The sequence below is a fragment of the Acinetobacter higginsii genome, from assembly GCF_000369525.1.
In the GTDB taxonomy this organism is placed as follows: Bacteria; Pseudomonadota; Gammaproteobacteria; order Pseudomonadales; family Moraxellaceae; genus Acinetobacter; species Acinetobacter higginsii.
The window spans coordinates 902,251-919,694 of the sequence record NZ_KB850072.1; the positions used below are offsets into that span (position 1 = coordinate 902,251).

General features: G+C 37.2%; 19 protein-coding genes. 10 read left to right on the forward strand and 9 right to left on the reverse strand.

Annotated features, from left to right (window positions below):
• Positions 1-56: 56 nt before the first annotated feature.
• Both F902_RS10210 and F902_RS10215 read right to left on the reverse strand, forming a co-directional pair.
• Complete coding sequence (locus F902_RS10210) at positions 57-497, reverse strand: MaoC family dehydratase (RefSeq protein WP_004807678.1); 441 nt, start codon at positions 495-497, stop codon at positions 57-59.
• Positions 497-2,344 carry an ABC transporter ATP-binding protein gene (locus F902_RS10215; RefSeq protein WP_005189223.1) on the reverse strand — a complete coding sequence of 616 codons (1,848 nt, stop codon included), beginning with the start codon at positions 2,342-2,344 and terminating at the stop codon, positions 497-499. The genes F902_RS10210 and F902_RS10215 overlap by 1 nt, the downstream gene beginning before the upstream one ends.
• Positions 2,345-3,025: 681 nt before the next feature.
• On the opposite strand from F902_RS10215, the gene F902_RS10220 reads away from it, so the two are divergent.
• Positions 3,026-3,388: a hypothetical protein gene (locus tag F902_RS10220; RefSeq protein WP_004807675.1), complete on the forward strand. Its 363-nt coding sequence runs from the start codon at positions 3,026-3,028 to the stop codon at positions 3,386-3,388.
• A gap of 125 nt (positions 3,389-3,513) precedes the next feature.
• On the opposite strand, the gene F902_RS10225 is transcribed toward F902_RS10220, so the two are convergent.
• Together F902_RS10225 and gltS are read right to left on the reverse strand one after the other, a co-directional pair.
• Positions 3,514-4,461 carry a metal-dependent hydrolase gene (locus tag F902_RS10225; protein WP_004807673.1) on the reverse strand — a complete coding sequence of 316 codons (948 nt, stop codon included), beginning with the start codon at positions 4,459-4,461 and terminating at the stop codon, positions 3,514-3,516.
• Positions 4,462-4,693: 232 nt separating this feature from the next.
• Positions 4,694-5,923: a sodium/glutamate symporter gene (gene gltS, locus F902_RS10230; RefSeq protein ID WP_005203187.1), complete on the reverse strand. Its 1,230-nt coding sequence runs from the start codon at positions 5,921-5,923 to the stop codon at positions 4,694-4,696.
• A 524-nt stretch (positions 5,924-6,447) separates the two neighbouring features.
• On the opposite strand from gltS, the gene F902_RS10235 reads away from it, so the two are divergent.
• The 3 genes from F902_RS10235 (at position 6,448) to F902_RS10245 (ending at position 7,506) form a co-directional block, all read left to right on the forward strand.
• Positions 6,448-6,765, forward strand: a complete 318-nt coding sequence (locus F902_RS10235; protein ID WP_005203189.1) for a hypothetical protein — start codon at positions 6,448-6,450, stop codon at positions 6,763-6,765.
• 151 nt (positions 6,766-6,916) lie between these two features.
• The gene (locus F902_RS10240; protein ID WP_005203190.1) at positions 6,917-7,111 is read left to right on the forward strand and encodes a hypothetical protein; all 195 of its coding nucleotides are present in this window, start codon (positions 6,917-6,919) and stop codon (positions 7,109-7,111) included.
• Between the two features lie 92 nt (positions 7,112-7,203).
• Positions 7,204-7,506, forward strand: coding sequence for a hypothetical protein (locus F902_RS10245; protein WP_005203191.1), 303 nt, complete (start codon positions 7,204-7,206; stop codon positions 7,504-7,506).
• A 153-nt stretch (positions 7,507-7,659) separates the two neighbouring features.
• On the opposite strand, the gene F902_RS10250 is transcribed toward F902_RS10245, so the two are convergent.
• Entirely contained in the window at positions 7,660-7,902 is a 243-nt protein-coding gene (locus F902_RS10250) for a hypothetical protein (RefSeq protein WP_005203192.1), read from the reverse strand.
• Between the two features lie 858 nt (positions 7,903-8,760).
• On the opposite strand from F902_RS10250, the gene F902_RS10255 reads away from it, so the two are divergent.
• The 6 genes from F902_RS10255 to F902_RS10280 all read left to right on the forward strand — a co-directional run bounded on the left by F902_RS10255 (position 8,761) and on the right by F902_RS10280 (position 13,570).
• Positions 8,761-9,414 carry a hypothetical protein gene (locus F902_RS10255; RefSeq protein ID WP_005203193.1) on the forward strand — a complete coding sequence of 218 codons (654 nt, stop codon included), beginning with the start codon at positions 8,761-8,763 and terminating at the stop codon, positions 9,412-9,414.
• Between the two features lie 185 nt (positions 9,415-9,599).
• Positions 9,600-11,471 (forward strand): non-contractile tail sheath protein, encoded by a 1,872-nt coding sequence (locus F902_RS10260; protein ID WP_005203194.1) that lies wholly within the window; start codon positions 9,600-9,602, stop codon positions 11,469-11,471.
• Between the two features lie 260 nt (positions 11,472-11,731).
• The gene (locus F902_RS10265; protein WP_026057549.1) at positions 11,732-12,064 is read left to right on the forward strand and encodes a hypothetical protein; all 333 of its coding nucleotides are present in this window, start codon (positions 11,732-11,734) and stop codon (positions 12,062-12,064) included.
• A 161-nt stretch (positions 12,065-12,225) separates the two neighbouring features.
• Positions 12,226-12,738 (forward strand): lipopolysaccharide transport periplasmic protein LptA, encoded by a 513-nt coding sequence (gene lptA, locus F902_RS10270; RefSeq protein ID WP_005203204.1) that lies wholly within the window; start codon positions 12,226-12,228, stop codon positions 12,736-12,738.
• Between the two features lie 160 nt (positions 12,739-12,898).
• The gene (locus tag F902_RS10275) at positions 12,899-13,180 is read left to right on the forward strand and encodes a hypothetical protein (RefSeq protein WP_004653154.1); all 282 of its coding nucleotides are present in this window, start codon (positions 12,899-12,901) and stop codon (positions 13,178-13,180) included.
• Positions 13,181-13,315: 135 nt separating this feature from the next.
• Complete coding sequence (locus F902_RS10280) at positions 13,316-13,570, forward strand: hypothetical protein (RefSeq protein ID WP_005203206.1); 255 nt, start codon at positions 13,316-13,318, stop codon at positions 13,568-13,570.
• Between the two features lie 33 nt (positions 13,571-13,603).
• Here the strand turns inward: F902_RS10280 and F902_RS10285 are convergent, their stop codons facing one another.
• The 4 genes from F902_RS10285 to sstT form a co-directional block, all read right to left on the reverse strand.
• Entirely contained in the window at positions 13,604-14,845 is a 1,242-nt protein-coding gene (locus F902_RS10285; RefSeq protein WP_005203208.1) for a mechanosensitive ion channel family protein, read from the reverse strand.
• A 120-nt stretch (positions 14,846-14,965) separates the two neighbouring features.
• On the reverse strand, positions 14,966-15,505 hold the full coding sequence (locus F902_RS10290) for a DUF2058 domain-containing protein (protein ID WP_005203213.1): 540 nt from the start codon (positions 15,503-15,505) through the stop codon (positions 14,966-14,968).
• A gap of 3 nt (positions 15,506-15,508) precedes the next feature.
• Positions 15,509-16,189, reverse strand: a complete 681-nt coding sequence (locus F902_RS10295; RefSeq protein WP_005203216.1) for a YoaK family protein — start codon at positions 16,187-16,189, stop codon at positions 15,509-15,511.
• Positions 16,190-16,195: 6 nt separating this feature from the next.
• Complete coding sequence (gene sstT, locus F902_RS10300; RefSeq protein ID WP_005203217.1) at positions 16,196-17,398, reverse strand: serine/threonine transporter SstT; 1,203 nt, start codon at positions 17,396-17,398, stop codon at positions 16,196-16,198.
• Positions 17,399-17,444 lie beyond the last annotated feature (46 nt).

Sequence of the window (17,444 nt, forward strand, 5' to 3'; positions counted from 1 at the left end):
AAAAAATAATCAATCAAAAAAATTGTTGGACAAAACAGTCACCGAATATTCAAGAATCAAGTTGGTTTTCTAAACACCATAATTTTGGTTGTTGATATTAATAGCACATCACCATATTGGTTCAAAGCTTGTGTTACGTAGCTGACGATACCACGATCATTTTTGGTTTTAGATGGCACAATTGCAGTAATTTCAATCTCTACGTGAATTTTATCGCCAACACGGGTTGGGCGAGGCCAGCGTAAGCTTGATTCAGTACCTAACAGGCCACCTGCAACAGGAAAGCATTCCGTCCATAAGCGCATGGTCACTGCAGAAGTATGCCAACCACTTGCGGCTAATCCTTGAAATATAGGATGTTCTGCTGCTGCTTGCTCATCCAAATGAAAAGGTTGGGGATCGTATTGACCTGCAAATTGTTTCACTTCTTCAAGTGTCATTTCATATTCGCGGCTGCTAAAACGATCACCAATATTTAAGTCTTCTAAATACAACATTATTCTGTGTCCTGAGTCACTCGCTGTTCAACTAAAAAACCACCTGTTTGGCGTTTCCATAATTGTGCATACAAGCCATCATTAGCAATCAGTTCCTCATGTGTTCCTTGTTCAGCAATTCGACCTTGATCAAGGACAATAAGGCGATCCATTTGAGCAATAGTAGATAAACGGTGTGCAATTGCAATGACTGTTTTGCCAACCATCAAGTCATTTAAACTACTTTGAATGGCAGCTTCAACTTCCGAATCAAGCGCACTGGTTGCTTCATCAAGGATGAGAATCGGTGCATCTTTGAGGAAAACACGCGATATTGCAATACGTTGACGCTGTCCACCAGAGAGTTTCACACCACGTTCACCAACGTAGGCATCAAATCCAACACGACCTTTTTGATCTGTCAGTTGGGGAATGAATTCTTCTGCTCTGGCTTTTTTAACCGCAAGTTGCACTTCCGCTTCAGTCGCATTTGGGCGACCATATTTAATATTTTCAGCAACAGTGCGGTGTAATAAAGAGGTATCTTGCGTGACTAATGCAATATTGGCGCGTAAGCTGTCTTGGGTAACATCATGAATATTTTGACCATCAATCAGAATACGACCTTGGTTGATATCGTAGAAATGAAGTAGTAATTGAATCAGTGTCGATTTACCTGCACCAGAACGGCCCACAACGCCAATTTTTTCACCAGGTTTAATGGTTAAGTTAAAATGCTCGATGACATTTTTTTGGTTATAAGCAAAGCTAACGTCCTCAAATCGGATTTCACCATGCTGAACTTTTAATTCAGTCGCATCTTTCTTATCCTGAATCTGGATCTGTTTACCTAGGGTGGTCATACCATCCTGAATGGTACCGACATTCTCAAATAGCATGGTGACATGCCACATTAAAAACTCAGCCATACTGTCTAGCTTCAGTACCATCGCCGTGGTTGCTGCAATCACTCCAATGGCAGCTTGCCCTTGTGTCCATAACCAAACTGATGTGCCAATGACACCAATGTATAGAAATGCACTGAGTAGACGAATGCTGATTTCGTATTTGACCCCTAAACGCATTTGCTTATAAACCGTAACCATAAACTCTTGCATGGATTCTTTGGCATATTGGCTTTCACGGCCTGCATGCGCAAAAAGTTTTACAGTTTGGATGTTGGTATAAGCATCCGTTATACGGCCTGTCATGACAGCACGTGAATCCGCTTGTTTTTTGGAAATTTTACCTAAACGGGGGATAAAATAGCTGGCAATCACAATGAAAAAAACCAGCCACAACATTAAAGGAATAATAAGTACAGGAGAAATGGAGCCTAAGACCACACTAATCGTAATGAAGTAGATCAGTACATAAACCAGCATGTCACCTAGAATCATCCAGAATTCGCGCACAGCCAAAGCAGTTTGCATGACCTTGGCAGAAAGGCGCCCTGCGAAGTCTGTATGGAAGAAGTCGAGGCTCTGTTGTAATAACAAGTTATGGAAGCGCCAACGCATACGCATTGGGAAATTACTAAACAAAACTTGATGTTTGACTACAGATTGCAGGCTGACAAAGAAGATATTGGCAAAAAGGATGCTAATCAGGATGGTGAGGTTTTGTTGGTTATTTTCTAAGAATGTACTTGGGTGACTTTGTGTCAGCCAATCGACCAATTTGCCTATATAAGAGAAAAATAGTGCTTCGAAGCTTGCTGCGGCTGCAGTACATGCAATCAGAATAAAGAGATAAGGGCGGATGCCTTTGGTTGATTGCCAAACGAAAGCAAAAAAAGTGGTTGGTAATGGTTTGTTTAAGTCTTTCGTTGGATAGGGATCAACTAATTTTTCAAACCATTGCAGCATGCCGCATTTCCTCTAATTATACAGTACGATTCAGCTCACCCCTGTAGGATAGCAGAAAAGCTGCCAGAAGATGGTAAAAGAAAATAAATGATGAGAAAGGAAACAGACAACAGATCAAGCTTCTATTTTAAGTGAAGAAAAACTATTAGATGAATAGATGATAGAAATAGTAAGGATGTAATTTATAAAGATAGTGAGGTTGTTTTAATCATCAAGCTCAAGAATTACACCCTTGATAATATACTACTTTTTTATGAATTAAATGGCTTCACTAATAGGTAGAGGCAGAAACGAATAGCCAAAATAATAAAATAAATGAATTAGAAAATGAAGATCAGCAGCCACAGAGTTCGGTGGTGAATTCAATTAATGTTAATCCAGTAGATTTAGTTGAAATTTTTGTTGAGATTGGAAGAGATGCATTAGATGTGGCTTCATCAATTATAGAGAATATTGATGTGACTTTTTGATTAGAAAGTTTGTCTTATAACTAAGTGTAGTTATTTAAAATAGGGAGATATTAAATAAGGTTTTATTTAGTTATTCTTCATGCTTTGTTTTATGTTTTTAAACGTATTGGTGTTTGATTTTAAGGCGGTTTTTTGTCCAATATGTTGTTATAATAAGTGAAAATTAATATATATAGAAACGGTGATGAAAATAATATCTATAGTTATACTTATGTTTTTATTCGGTATATGTCGTACAGCAGATGCTAAAAACTTTAAAGATGATTACGTTAATTTATCTGATGTTTATTTCAAATCTATAGATGATCAAATTCAATTTGAATACGGCTTAAGAGGAAAAGTAAAGTCGAAAAATGAGCAGTTAGAGGCAAAGCAAAAAGAATGCTTGGTTGAGAAGAGTAAAGTAAATCTACACAAGCTCATTATGGAACATTATTTAGAGTATCAGGGCTATATGCAGGATGCTGCTGAAAGTGTGATGGCCAAAGATGAATTTAATTTTACTCAAAATGAAGCACAAAAAAATTATGCAGTACTTAAAAATGAGTTAAAACAAACTAAATTTCCTTGTTAAGTAACTGTTAGTTATTGTTTCTACCTGCTGTATGTTTAAGCTCAAGTCTTGAAGAAAAACACCCTTAACGAATTAAGGGTGTGAAATTGAAAAGTATGATACTGATGAAGGATATTGCAAAAAAATTAACTTGCTACAGGCGTCTTGCCTGAGTTTTGAGTCATTTGTTCGAAATATTGTACTGCTGGTGAGCGGGCCATATATGCCAATGCCTGTTCAGTATCGCCTTCATGGACTGGGTTAAATTTTGGAGATGTCCAACGTAAAGTTGCTTTCCATAAATATTTAATGGTTGGCAGATTATCTGTTTGTGTTGCAGTTTTTTCAAATTCACGGATAAATCTAAAGAATCCGCGACGCATTAATTTTTGGATATCTTGATGCTCTAGATCTTGTTGTCCAAGGCTACGCGCAAAATCTGCAAGGAAGAAAATAAACAGAGGGAATACACCCATCATGATCACTTGTCGAGAGACATAGAAACCAAATTTGTTGGTGAGTAAATGCTCAAAAAGGTCATAGGCAACGCAACGATGCTCAACTTCTTCGGCAAGATGCCAGCGAAATAAGTCAGTCATAGCTGGATCTGCTGTATCCCAAGACTTGCTATCGAGTGTCCATTGTCCAATGGTTCCAGTAAAGTGCTCGATTGCAGCAATAACACCAACTCGGAACAACAACCAGTATTCCTCCAACTTTTCACCCTTGAGGAACGGTATCCCTAAAGGTTTGTCACCGAGAAGAATATTAAAAATAAAGTGAGCACGATTTAATGGATCTTGGATGTCATAACCATTTTCTCTTAAGAAATCTTGTGCTTTTTCGTGGGCGCGGGCATGAGCAGCTTCTTGGCGGACAAATCCAATGACTTCTTGTTTTAGGTTTTCATCAGTTACATAAGGGAGTGCTTTATTAAAAACTCGGCAAAACCAAAATTCACCTGCAGGTAACAACATATTGATACCATTGGCAATGTGAGAACATAGTGGATCATTTGGCATCCAACAAACAGAAGATTCCGAAAAGTCGAAATAAACTTTTCTTGCTTTTAGTTGATGATTTTCTGTGATCATACCTGTCACCCAATATAAAATTACGAATCAATTTGAATAAGTGATTTTTAGCATTGAGTAAAATTGTTCACCATGTGCTTATAGGACAAAAATACCTGATCTAGGGATTCTAAAGATAAAATAGCAAGAACTTCTCACTTTGAAGCTTGAAATGTCATACATAAAAAAACCATATCTATTGAAGATATGGCTTTAATAAAATCAATCAAGCAGTCAATCTATGACTTAGCAATTAACCAAAGATTTGTAAGATACTTTGAATAACAACAACGTTTACCAGATCAATAAAGAATGCACCGACAAGAGGAACAATCAGGAATGCTTTATGTGAAGGACCATACATGTTGGTAATGGCTTGCATATTTGCAATCGCATTTGGTGTTGCCCCCATACCAAAACCACACAGACCAGAAGCTAGTACTGCTGAATCGTAGTTTTTCCCCATTACACGGAATGAGATATAAACTGCAAAGACCCACATCGCGATAGACTGAGCAATCAACAAGATGATCATTGGAACTGCAAGATCTGCCAATTGCCAAAGTTTTAATGATACCAGTGCCATGGCGAGGAAAAGCGCGAGAGCGGTGTTACCAAATACATCAATTGAACGATCAAAGATTTCTTGTTTTAAGCCTGTTTCTAACACATTACGTAACAGAATACCGCCGCCCAATGCCCAGACAAAGGTAGGTAATTCAATTGCAGTACCAATCGTCAGGTTTTTCATTGTTTCTGCAAACGCTAGCGCAAATGCAAACATACCTAAGGTAACAATTGCGTTGTCTGCAGTGATCAAACGAACTTTTTGCGGTGCTTCAAATGTGTATTCGCTATCAGTAAGCGGGGCATCTTTATTTTCTTCGCGTATTTCAGCGTTTAAAGGTGACGCCAGATTATGCTTACGAATAAGATAACGCGCTAATGGACCACCCATTAAACCGCCGACCACCATACCAAAAGTTGCACTCGCAATACCCATTGGTAATGCGCCTTCAACTGCATATTTGGTTTCAAAAATTGGACCCCACGCACCCGCAGTACCTAATCCACCGACTAAGGCAATTGAACCTGCAACAACACCCATCAATGGATCAAGGCCTACGGCAGAGGCAATTGCCATACCAACGCCATTTTGAATGATGACAAAGAAGGAAATTGCAATTAAGAAGATGATTAATGGTTTGCCACCTTCTTTGAGTTTGGCGAAATTAGCACTTAAACCAATGGATGCGAAAAACATCAGCATAAAAGTGTCTTGCATTGGCTTATTTACAGAAATTGTATAACCCGCAAATTGATGGATTAAGTAAAAAATAATTGCGCCGACTAAACCGCCTGCAACAGGCTCTGGGATATTGTATTTTGTTAAAAACGGGATGTGCTTGTTTAAAATGCGTCCTACGTAGAGGACCAACACCGCTAGCATGAGCGTATATGTTGGATTAAGAATGAAATCCATAGATATCCTTAAAGTATGAACCGTCAAGAGCGTAAAAAGGCGCTCTGAGGGCGCTAGATTAAATTAAAAAAAACAGCTTTAAAATATGTGATGTGGTTAACAATTAAACATTGCTGCATCTAAATAGTTGTTGCAAAATATTTAAGTAAACAAAGAGTAAAATTACAGTAAATTTAAGCATTTAATTTAATGATTGTTTATTTGAGATGGCATGTTGCTGCCATGGATTTCACATGAAATTGAGAAAAATTATTTTTTTGTCTGAATGGGATCTAAAAGGGTACTTTTTATACGCTTGCTACAGCATAATTTAGAATTTCAATCATGAATACGCTAGAAAAATGCAATATCAAGACACTCTTATCGCGCAGGAACGATAAAGTTGCAGAATTCTGAAGAAGTTACATTTCGTAGCTTAAATCCCGCAAAGCGCTCTACAATAAAAACAGAAAACGAATCGTTTATTTTGAAAAAGTGAATATATTTATTTGCTTAATTTTTTATTGGTTGTCTAGGTTACTTAAATGAATAAAAAGCATATTATTTTATCTTTACTTATCGGTTTAGTTATTGGTGGTTTAATCGGTTCATTCGGTTATTCAAAGACTGCAGCACGTTATGATGCAATGACTACAGCTTGTGTCATGATGAATCAAGCGGTTGAAAATGAATTATTAACGCCAGAACAGGTTAAACAGTTAGGCACACTGACTGGACAAAGTCTTAAGAAAGACTATCAATCTGTTGCTTCCAAATTTCAGTTTTCTGAAAAACAGCTGGCAAATGCTTCTGCAGGTTCAAATTGCAGCCAGTTTATCGTTGGGGTAAACGAAGCGAAATAATTTTAGTTTAAAAAAGCCCACTTCATGTTGGGCTTTTTTGAACTTTAGAAATATATATGTTGGTTTTATAGTGCAATAGAAAAAGAAAATGCCCTAATTTACTGAGTAGGCGTATACTGTTTATACGTATTAGAATCATAAGGATCCAAAAATGCTTGTTAAATTTGCAGTTCGATTCATGGGTGTTCTATTTGCGGTATTGGCTCTGGTCGCTCTTGTGATTCATTTCTTCTTTTCCAGTAAGTTGACTACGGATTTATGGATTATCATGGTTCCGATTATTCTTGGTGTTCCAATGCTCACTTCCGTCATTGTTGCTAAAGATGATGAATTAAGTATTCAATAGAATTTATGTTTAATTGTACAAAAGCTTATCAAATGATGGGCTTTTTATTTTTATGTGGTATAAAAATAATTCCAATAATAAAGGAGCATAAAGTGTTTTTTTCTGAAATTGTTCAAACTTTAGATCGAGAATATGAGCTATTCATAAACTCTCAAAACTATCAATCCTATAAAAACAGTGACATACAAATCAAAGCATTATTTTTGAGAAATGCGCTAAAAGCAATTAAATATCCGCATACTGGTTTAATCCCTTTAGGTGGTGGAGTGTATAAGCTACTGAATTTTGATCATTTTGAATTGGATATTAACTTATTTAATACACCCCAATTTCGTAATAAAACAGCTTTTATTGACTGGGTTTCTAGACGCTTAGATAAAGAGATCTGCCCATAACAAAAAACAGATGAACTAAATGTTTAGAAGTAATTTGATTTAGGTTCGAGTAGTGGCACTTGAAAATTAAAACGCTCATTTTCATCATTGATTTTGAGCGTTTATTCATTCTAGTTGCTTAGAAATGTGTTCTTGATGCTTAGTTGCTTGCGCTTATGCTATTTTTTTCATATGTTCCAAGCAGTCAATTGCGGTCCTACTTGTTACACTGAGTTCTCTAGCTAAAGTTTGGGCTTGATCCCAACCAAATATCTCTAATTTGACCAATAATAGCAGCGTCATTTCAAGATGATTTTTGCTCTTAATGATTTCATCAGAATTGTCAAGATCAATTAACATATCAATTTCAGTTTTGATATAGTCGATTGCTGCATCTTTTTGCCGTTTTTGATACATTTTTTTTCTCCTATAAAAGGTATCTCAATAATTAATAGAATACGGAAATAGCTTAATGATTTATTAAATTAAAATTAATTGAATATTAAATAAATAAAATGCTATAGGTATTCATTAATGTATTTCTCACTGCTTGCAGCGCGTCACTTTTATTTATAAGTTTGAGCTGAGAATAACTCTAAAATTGGCAATACTGAATCTTGCATCATTATTTTGTCAACTTTCAGGTTTAAATTTCACAAATAAATGAAAAATACTCTAATTTTATAATGCAATTTGTAAGCTTTAGTCAACTGACGGTTACATTTCGATTGGCCTTTTTTGTGTGTTTTTTGACAAGCATTAATAATTATTTATTTAATTCTGTTTTTAAGTTTTTATTTAATTTAATCAATAACTAAGTTTTAATAATAAATTATTTTTTGTATACTTTGAAATTGTAAAAGCCGACCCTAAATTGACAATTATGACGTTTTTTTGCAGTAATAAAATAGTGGGGTAGCAAAAATGAACGCAATGGAAGAATATTTGTCATTTTTTTCCTATATAGGTTATATGAAAAAAATATGTTTTTTATTAATGAATTAGCATGTGGCTTAATACAACATAAAAAAATTGAACTGTAAAGTTAACGAAGATAATAAATCTCTTGGAGATATTATTCAGTGTGTCTATGAGACAACAATACGGTGAGTTTAGGGCTGAACATGGTTTTGTGTTAAAATTACACAACGATATAAGGGCGACCAGATGTCGGTTTCTTGTTTTTATTGATAGTCTTTAAAAAAAATGATTTTTAAAAAATTGAAAATAAATTATTCTCTAAGCTCTTAAATTCAAATAAAAATAGGCATTAGGATGAAAAAAATATTTGTCGGGGTGATGGGAGTAGCAGTATCTCTCATGGGCGTAAATGGGTGGGCAGATACACCTTTACAAGTCAATTATGGGACACCTAAAGAGCTTGGACAGCGTACAGTCCAACCCATAGATCAGAATTATCGTAGTGAGACGAGCAGCGGAATTCAGACTTCTGTATTTGCAGAATATTATGGCTCTAGATTGCAGTCGGATGCGATTGATGGTCATGAGAAATTAAATGGCTTTGGTACAGGCGTTACATTTACAGCCTTGGATACCTTAAGTACAACATTTGGATTGAATTACCAAAAAAGTTCAGATTGGCACAGCACTGAAATCAATGTTAAAGGTGGCTATAAATTTTATAATCAAAATAATACTTATGCGAATGCAAGTATTGGTATTGGTTATGCATGGCTTGATGCAGATGACTATGATACTAAACTGCGTTATGTAACTTTGCCGATTGATTTTGAATTAGGTCACTATATTCAAAAGGATATTGCAGGCTATGTGGGACTTGGATATAAATGGCTGTACATCGAAAACTTTGACGATGCATGTACAGGTTATTTTTGTGAGAGCACCGCGTCTGATGTGTTAGATCTAGATGGAATCACTTATAAAGTGGGCATTCGTTACAATTTCTAAGAATCCGTTTTTGCAATAAAAGAGCTCGTCACAAGATGAGCTTTTTTATTGATCTGATTCAGTTTAGCTTTACATAAAGTCGAAATAAATGCGTACTTTTTGATCAATCCTTACTCATGCAAACAGTCAAAAAATCACGATCGCTTAAGATAAAGATTCAGTGATTAATGAGAGCATTTAAAAAAATGACAAATACTTTTGAATATAAACAAAAAAATTTAAAAACAACTCCCGCAATTAGCATCCAAACCTCAATGATTAATCGTTTTAGTCCAAAGTACTGGCGCATTGATGGTCCACAGACCATGTCGTTTGCAATTACCAATTATGGGAATGGCTTTGAAGCATCATTTCGCTCACGTACCACAACCGATCTTGCAGGGATTATTTGGGATTCATATGATGCGAAAGATCATAAGTTTTTGGCTTATGAAACTAAATATGATTACAGCGGTGTGATTTGGGATTTTGATATTGAACTCTCGGCATCTATGCCAATGTTAAATAATCCAACATTAACACCGACACTTACTGTGCAATACAAAGCCAATGGTGAAGACAAGGTTGCTTACATTGTCTTGTTTAACTATGCAAATCAGCCAGCATCTCGCTCGGCACATATTCATATCAATTGGAATACAGTCAAAGCGGGGTTTTCAGCAACAGAGTCTTTTCCTGTCACCAACATTCAGCGAATTTCGTTTTCAGGTTTTACGAGCAGTTATAATGGGCATTCTACCCAGCCTTTAGCCCAAGTCGAAGATGGCTATATTCGTTTAACGAATTCGGTAACCACAGGGCCAAATGCCAAACTTACGCTCAAGCGCGTTTCTGTTCCGCAACATGACTACGGCATCTGTACCAGCTACGATGACCATTATGATCTGAATCCACAGCGCTTGGTCGATAATATGCAGGCTTTGGGCTATCACGGTTTGATCAATCATTATTGTGGTATGTCAAAGTATCCTGAGATGTCTTGGAACAGTAGTATTAATAAATGGCAAATTCCAGATACGTTGGTGACCAATCAATCTGTTGTAAATCCATGTACACGTAAATGGCATGAGCGTTTCGCTCAAGCATTGCAGAATGCAGGGATGCAGCCTGTATTTGGTGTCAGTTTTGAAATGTACTCATTGGGCGCAAATGAATTCTGGGCACAGCGGGATTGGAATAGTAATTTAGGCCGTACGGGGTATGAACCGCCAAGTTATTTCTTTAGCCCGTGTGATCAAAATGCACTTGCTTATCTACATAAAGCGTTTATTGAGTTTGCTGATACGATGGCTGTAGGCGGCTGTCCTGTAAATATGCAGATTGGTGAACCGTGGTGGTGGTATAATCAGGGTACAGATTTACCATGTGTCTATGATTATCCAACTAAACTGGCATTTAACGCAGACACGGGATTGTATGCACCAGACTTGGGCACGATTTATGATGCAGTAAATAAAACAGGCACACCATATGATGAGTTTAAGGCTTGGTTACGCAATAAACTAGGACAGACATGTCGAGATATTCGTACAGTGATTAAAACCAAGTATCCAACAGCAAAAGTGTGTCCACTGATTTTCTTTCCAACGATTCGCACACCGATTGAAACCTTGGCGACAGATATCAATTATCCAAGTGAGCACTATAGTTATCCGAATTTCGATTACATCATGACGGAAGCCTATGACTGGATTTTGGAAGCGCGTTTAGGCTTGGCTCATCAGGCGGTTTCAGAGATTCCTACACAAGATTTGAACTACCCAGCTGATAAAGTGGCTTATTTGGCAGGATTTGTTCCTGATTCCTCAATTGCTCACCTTTATGGATTCGATAAGACTAAGCCTTACCGAACACCAATCTGGCAGCGTGTATTTGGAGACATGAAGAATAATAATCCTTTAGGACTGATGAAGCAGTTTATCTGGGCCTATCCGCAAGTGATGCAGGATTCTGTGACGATTGATACTGTACAGGCACCGAATGGATTCTTTGTCGAAAATACACTCTATAACCCTGTGAGTGATGATACGCCGTATCCACCTGAAATTTATTTATAATTAATACTTAGACTGGAAGTGGTTTTTAAATTAAAAGCCACTTCTATTTTCATCCTTTGCCTAATTTTTTAATAGAATGATTTGAATCACGAAGTGAGTGCTGGCGGAATATCCATAGAATTTTTGTTTGATCATACGCAGTTAAATTTTTCTTACCCAACTGGTACAAAAGATATCTGCGGTGTCGCACTTTAATGATAAATTAGAACAAATGACCCGCAATGGCGGATTTCTATGAATTTATCGTATGCAGTATTGTTATGAAAATCAGAATTCTATCTCTAGGCTTAATCTCAATCTTATTTATTGGTTGTAACAAGCAGCCTGAAGTTAAAAGTGAGAAAGCGCAAGAAAGTTTTGAAGTCGTGGACAATAAAATCTCCGAATACATGGACATCTTGGATAATCCGGATACACCAAAACAAGAGCAGACACGCGTACTTTGCAAAGATTATCCTAATCTATATGAATCAAAGTATATTCCTGCTTTACTAAAACTTGCACCTAAGGACTATAGCAAAGAGAAGTTGATGTCTGATTTAAAAGTATCGACGGATTATTATGCTGAAAAACTGGATATCAATTGTCAATAGACTGGCTTAGAGAGGAGATTTTCCTCTCTTATTTTTACCCATCAGGAATTTTCGAATATTTAGAGTCAGGATTTACGCTCATTTAATTATTTCAAATAAGAATTAATCTCATCTTATGCTAAGATCAGCCGTCTATAAATGCATTGATCTAAAATAATATCATGATAAAGAAAATCGTTTCGATTACATCAATTTTGATGTGTAGTACATATATTTATGCCCTTGAGTCTGATTTTCAGCAGTCAATTTATATTGAAGCTACAGATACGCTTTATAGCCCAAATCAAAGTTCCTTTTCGGCTTCTAATATCCAAATTAAACAAGGTACGATTGATATCCAAGCGGCTAAAGCCATAGGAACTCTGAAAAATGGCCAGCCTTATCAACTTACGCTGATGGGAAGCCCTGTCAGATTTCAGCAAAAAGTGAGTGAAGAAAAGGGAATGGTTTATGGTAAGGCCAACCGCGTTGAGTACAACACTTCAGCAACTGAAATTGTATTAAAAGGTAATGCATCCATTATCATGGATGGCTCCAGTATTTCAGGTGAAACGCTAAGATATAATTTAACCATAGGTGATGTTGAGGCTCGTGGTAGCTCGAATAAACGCGTTCAGATGGTTATTCCACCGCAGAAAAATGTGAAAATGAAGCCGCTGATCAGAAGTCAGTAGGCGAGTCAAAGTACTTCCATTTGCTTATTTACCTCATAAAATTGTTATTCTTGTATTGGCGCGCCAAAATCTGTCGTTTAGTTGACTTTATGGACTTGAAAAACTGGAAATAGAACATATTATAATTTTTTTCTTATTCTGATATTACAGGCGGAATACGGTGAACGAAGAAGTTTTGTTACCTGCATCACGAGCGACTGCAATTTCTAATGCAAATGTTAAAAAGTTAACAGTAGATAAAATTCTCTCAAAAATTTCCAGTACGATTAAATTAAGAGCCAGTGACGGTGATCGAGATGCCTTACAACAATTTTCAAAACATGAAGTCAGTAGCGAAGATGCGGATATTGTTGTAACTGAATTAAAGGAAGCAGGTTATAGAGTTTTCTTAAATCCTAATTTTACCAATACCAATATTCAGTTTCAGCTAGAGTGGGACTGATTCCTAAAGACCGTAAAAAGCTCCAAATTTGATTGGGGCTTTTTTATGCGCCATTTTCTTTTCTAGAAGTAAAACTTATCCCTAAATGTTTAATAAATTTGTTTATAATGTTGAAAAATCAATTTAGAGCGATGGATGAGTTTAAAAGGATTGCTCTTTGTCATGTTAGGGATGGCATTGGCTTTTGCCAGTTACTTCTACTGGAATTATAAAAAAACGGGTGGCTATCAGAAGAATAGTGATGGCTATTATGGTTATTCTTTTCCGAGTGACAATGGATTAAACAATCCAGCAGATTGTGAATTAGCAAATACAGAAAACCCAGAAGAGCCACCAGTATCAGCGGAGTGGATGCAAGGGTGTAAGAAGTATTTTGAGATCAATCAATAAAAAGCACCTGACGGTGCTTTTTATTGAGCTAGATTAAGCTTTATCGGTTTGTTCAGCAGAGAGTACCTGAAAATCGTGACCTGATGGCGCTTGATAAATTCTCAAGCCAAATTCAGGAATAATTGCAATCAAGTGATCAAAAATATCAGACTGAATTGCTTCATACGAAGCCCATGCAATGGTATTGGTAAATGCATAGATTTCTAATGGTAAGCCTTCACTGGTTGGTTGCATTTGACGCACCAAAATAGTTTGGTTTTGGGCAATCCCTTGATGCTGACGTAAGTAAAATTCAACATAAGCACGGAACGTCCCAAGATTGGTTAAACGACGTTGATTATACTGAGACTGATTACTCAAGTGATTGTTGAACTCTTCAATTTCAGATTTCTTAGCATCGAGGTACTGATCAAGTAACAAGAAGTCTTTGAGCTTTTGTTGTTCTGCATCAGACATGAAGTGAACACTACTTTGATCTAGGAACAGTGAACGTTTAATACGACGGCAGCCTGACTCACTCATCCCACGCCAGTTTCTAAAGGTGTCAGTCACCAGTTTATTTGTTGGAATGGTTGTAAAGGTCTTATCAAAGTTCTGTACGGTCACCGTATGTAATGACATATCAATGACATCGCCGTCTGCATTTAAAGATGGCATTTCAATCCAGTCACCAATACGGACCATGTCATAAGAAGCAATTTGAACACTGGCAACCAAAGAAAGAATGGTATTTTGGAACACCAACATCAATACCGCAGCCATTGCACCGAAGCCTGCAAGTAGGGTAAACACATCTTTTTTCAAGAAGGTACCCAAAATCATAAGGCCACAAACAACGAATAAGATCAGTTTAACAAGTTGCAGATAGCCCTTAATCGGCTTATTTCTAGACTTGGGATTACGTTGATAAATTAAGTTAAAAATATTCAGCGCTTCACTGACAGTAAGTGCTAGGGTCAGGAAGATAAAAGCCTGCGCACCCATTTGTACAAAGCTGATGAATTTCTCTGGTAGATGTGGAATCGTGGTAATGCCATTCATGATGACAATCGCAGGGACGATATTGGCAAAACGCTGAGTCACACTATGTTGTGCGAAAATTGATTGATTTGGAGATTTAAATTTTGTAACTAAATGGCGAATACCACGGACGATAATTCTTTTCGCAATAAAGTTGGCAAGTGCCGCAAACAAAATCAAAATGATGAATGCAATCGCTGTTTCTAGCCATGGGTAATGGCTTAACTCACTACGCAAATACTTTAAATAATCCAAACCCAAAACACCTTATAAATTCTTTGAGCGGGAATTGTAAGGTGTAATGGTGTTTTATATTAACTTGATCACAGTTTATATACGATTTGTAAAGGCGTCTTTACATAACTGTTGGATGATTTACCACATTAGATCATCAGGAATCACATATGCTGCATATGGATCTTCCTCATCGGTAGTTTGATCATTTTTCTCGGTATTGTTATTTATCAAGATAAAACCTTGCATTTTTTGATCAATTTTTTCCGCAAGCGCTTTAGGTAAATAAGCGTAACTGTCTTGATCTTTGGCAATCACAAGTGAACCTGAAACAAGGGCATTATACACTTGCTGTGAAAGATAGACTTTTTTGATCTTGCCCTCATCAATAAATTGATAAGTTACGTCACCTTCAATTTCTTTGACTTTATGATGTTTAATCATCTGGATGATCGAAGCTTTTAGGGCTTTCTCTTCCAGTACAGCTTGCTTTTCTTGATTCAATGCTTGGTCTTTGGCTAGTTTTTCTTGTTTGGCACGGTCGATTTCAGCTTTCAATGCCGCATCATCATTTTGTCCAGTACGTTGGCCATGTTGTGCTTGCTTCGTTAATTTTTTTGCTTTCTTATTATCAACCAAGCCCGCTTTTAACAATTGAGCTTGCAATGCATTTTTAACCATAATTCAATCCAAATTTGAGTTTGATGAAGAACGAAAATAGAAAATCCAGTAGGCAACACTCATTGCTAAGCTTAATGCTGCTGGAATGAGAAAGGTCTGTAAGTTTAAATAAGGATAAAGCAGACTCGCAATAAGTCCACCACATAAAAACCCGATAAAGATGAGAAGATGCAGAAAAATACGGCGTTTTTCTACTTTTAAGCCACGTGCTTTATAGCCTAATGCTAAACCGATATCGGTCAGCACGCCAGATAAGTGCGTTGTGCGGATAATTGCCCCTTTATAGTGGCTTACCATCGCATTCTGTACACCCATGGCAACACAGGCCCATAACAGGCCGTAGCGCGGGAAATAAGGCAGTAAGAGCCAAGTGAGAACCAGAAAGATCGCAACTAAACTAAGTGGTAGGCCATAACGTCGACCAAATGCAACACTACCATTGCCAAGGATTAAACCACTATAAAAAGAGCCAATCACAAAGCAAAGAATCACCAGACTGAGGTAGATAAAATGCTCAGGCTGCCAGTCAAGCAAACTCATTGCTAACATACTGACATTGCCTGTCATGTGTGAAACGGACTGATGGAGGACTGTAAATAAGCCCAAAACGTTTACCATACCTGCATTCAGTGCGAGGAAGAAAGCACCGAGTTGAATCCAGTTAGGTAAACGTTGAAGTGGCATAGCAACCTATGATCTTGGATGGTCTCTAAAATCAACAGCAGCGGTAAATAATACATCTGTCGATGAATTCAATGCTGTTTCCGTTGAATCTTGCAATACACTGATAATCATACCAATCGCAACGATTTGCATGGCAATTTCAGATGATATACCAAACAAACTACAAGCAACAGGGATTAACAATAAAGATCCACCTGCAACGCCTGAAGCGCCACATGCAGAAACCGTTGCAACCACTGATAAAATAATCATGGTACTCAAGTCAACAGGAATATCGAGTGTATGCACAGTAGCAAGGGTAAGCACCGTAATTGTGACTGCTGCACCTGCCATATTGATAGTCGCACCCAATGGAATTGATACGCTTGCAGTTGCTTCATTGACACCTAAACGCTGAGCCAAATCTAGGTTTACTGGAATATTGGCAGCTGAACTACGGGTAAAGAAGGCGGTAATACCACTTTCTTTTAAACAGGTAAAGACTAAAGGGTATGGGTTAGCCTTCATGGTAATCGCAACCAAAATTGGATTAATCACCAGTGCAACAAATAGCATTGTGCCGATGAGGACCGCTAATAGGTGGGCATAACTGGTCAGTGTTGCTAGACCTTCGCTTGCAAATGTCACTGCAACTAAACCAAAAATACCAATCGGGGCAAAACCAATCACGGTATGAATGATTTTATTAACTGCTCCAGCCACATCAGTCAAAACTTGCTTGGTCGTGTCAGAGCTATGACGTAAAGCTAGGCCTAAACCAATTGCCCAAGCCAAGATACCAATAAAGTTGGCTTCACCAATTGCTTGAACAGGGTTTGCAATAAAACTTAAAAGTAAATTCTTTAGAATCTCTGCAAGGCTACCTGGTGCTTGAAGGCCTGTTTCTGCCGGTAAATGTAAAAAAAGTTGGCTTGGAAACAAAACACTTGCAGTTACCGCACTGAATGCAGCAAGTAGCATGCCGACCACATACAAAACCAGCACAGGTTTGATATTTGAATTCTGACCAATCTGGAAATTTGCAATTGAAGATAGAACTAAAACAAAAACTAAAATCGGTGCAACAGACTTTAATGCTTTAATGAATAATTCACCCAATAAACTTAAGTAGGGTGTAAAGTTAGGAAAGAGCAAAGCGACGCCAATCCCTAAAAAAATAGCGATAATAATTTTGCTAACTAAGCTCAAGCGAGACAGTACATTAAACATATAAAGGCCTTATAAACCTATGCACGGTTTAAGGTTAAACAAGCGC

What these genes read in the sequence shown, in the direction of transcription:
- F902_RS10210 (WP_004807678.1), bottom strand. Translation starts at nt 497, where the DNA reads ATGTTGTATTTAGAAGACTTAAATATTGGTGATCGTTTTAGCAGCCGC.
- F902_RS10215 (WP_005189223.1), bottom strand. Translation starts at nt 2,344, where the DNA reads ATGCTGCAATGGTTTGAAAAATTAGTTGATCCCTATCCAACGAAAGAC.
- F902_RS10220 (WP_004807675.1), top strand. Translation starts at nt 3,026, where the DNA reads ATGTTTTTATTCGGTATATGTCGTACAGCAGATGCTAAAAACTTTAAA.
- F902_RS10225 (WP_004807673.1), bottom strand. Translation starts at nt 4,461, where the DNA reads ATGATCACAGAAAATCATCAACTAAAAGCAAGAAAAGTTTATTTCGAC.
- gltS (WP_005203187.1), bottom strand. Translation starts at nt 5,923, where the DNA reads ATGGATTTCATTCTTAATCCAACATATACGCTCATGCTAGCGGTGTTG.
- F902_RS10235 (WP_005203189.1), top strand. Translation starts at nt 6,448, where the DNA reads ATGAATAAAAAGCATATTATTTTATCTTTACTTATCGGTTTAGTTATT.
- F902_RS10240 (WP_005203190.1), top strand. Translation starts at nt 6,917, where the DNA reads ATGCTTGTTAAATTTGCAGTTCGATTCATGGGTGTTCTATTTGCGGTA.
- F902_RS10250 (WP_005203192.1), bottom strand. Translation starts at nt 7,902, where the DNA reads ATGTATCAAAAACGGCAAAAAGATGCAGCAATCGACTATATCAAAACT.
- F902_RS10255 (WP_005203193.1), top strand. Translation starts at nt 8,761, where the DNA reads ATGAAAAAAATATTTGTCGGGGTGATGGGAGTAGCAGTATCTCTCATG.
- F902_RS10260 (WP_005203194.1), top strand. Translation starts at nt 9,600, where the DNA reads ATGACAAATACTTTTGAATATAAACAAAAAAATTTAAAAACAACTCCC.
- F902_RS10265 (WP_026057549.1), top strand. Translation starts at nt 11,732, where the DNA reads ATGAAAATCAGAATTCTATCTCTAGGCTTAATCTCAATCTTATTTATT.
- lptA (WP_005203204.1), top strand. Translation starts at nt 12,226, where the DNA reads ATGATAAAGAAAATCGTTTCGATTACATCAATTTTGATGTGTAGTACA.
- F902_RS10280 (WP_005203206.1), top strand. Translation starts at nt 13,316, where the DNA reads ATGAGTTTAAAAGGATTGCTCTTTGTCATGTTAGGGATGGCATTGGCT.
- F902_RS10290 (WP_005203213.1), bottom strand. Translation starts at nt 15,505, where the DNA reads ATGGTTAAAAATGCATTGCAAGCTCAATTGTTAAAAGCGGGCTTGGTT.
- F902_RS10295 (WP_005203216.1), bottom strand. Translation starts at nt 16,189, where the DNA reads ATGCCACTTCAACGTTTACCTAACTGGATTCAACTCGGTGCTTTCTTC.
- sstT (WP_005203217.1), bottom strand. Translation starts at nt 17,398, where the DNA reads ATGTTTAATGTACTGTCTCGCTTGAGCTTAGTTAGCAAAATTATTATC.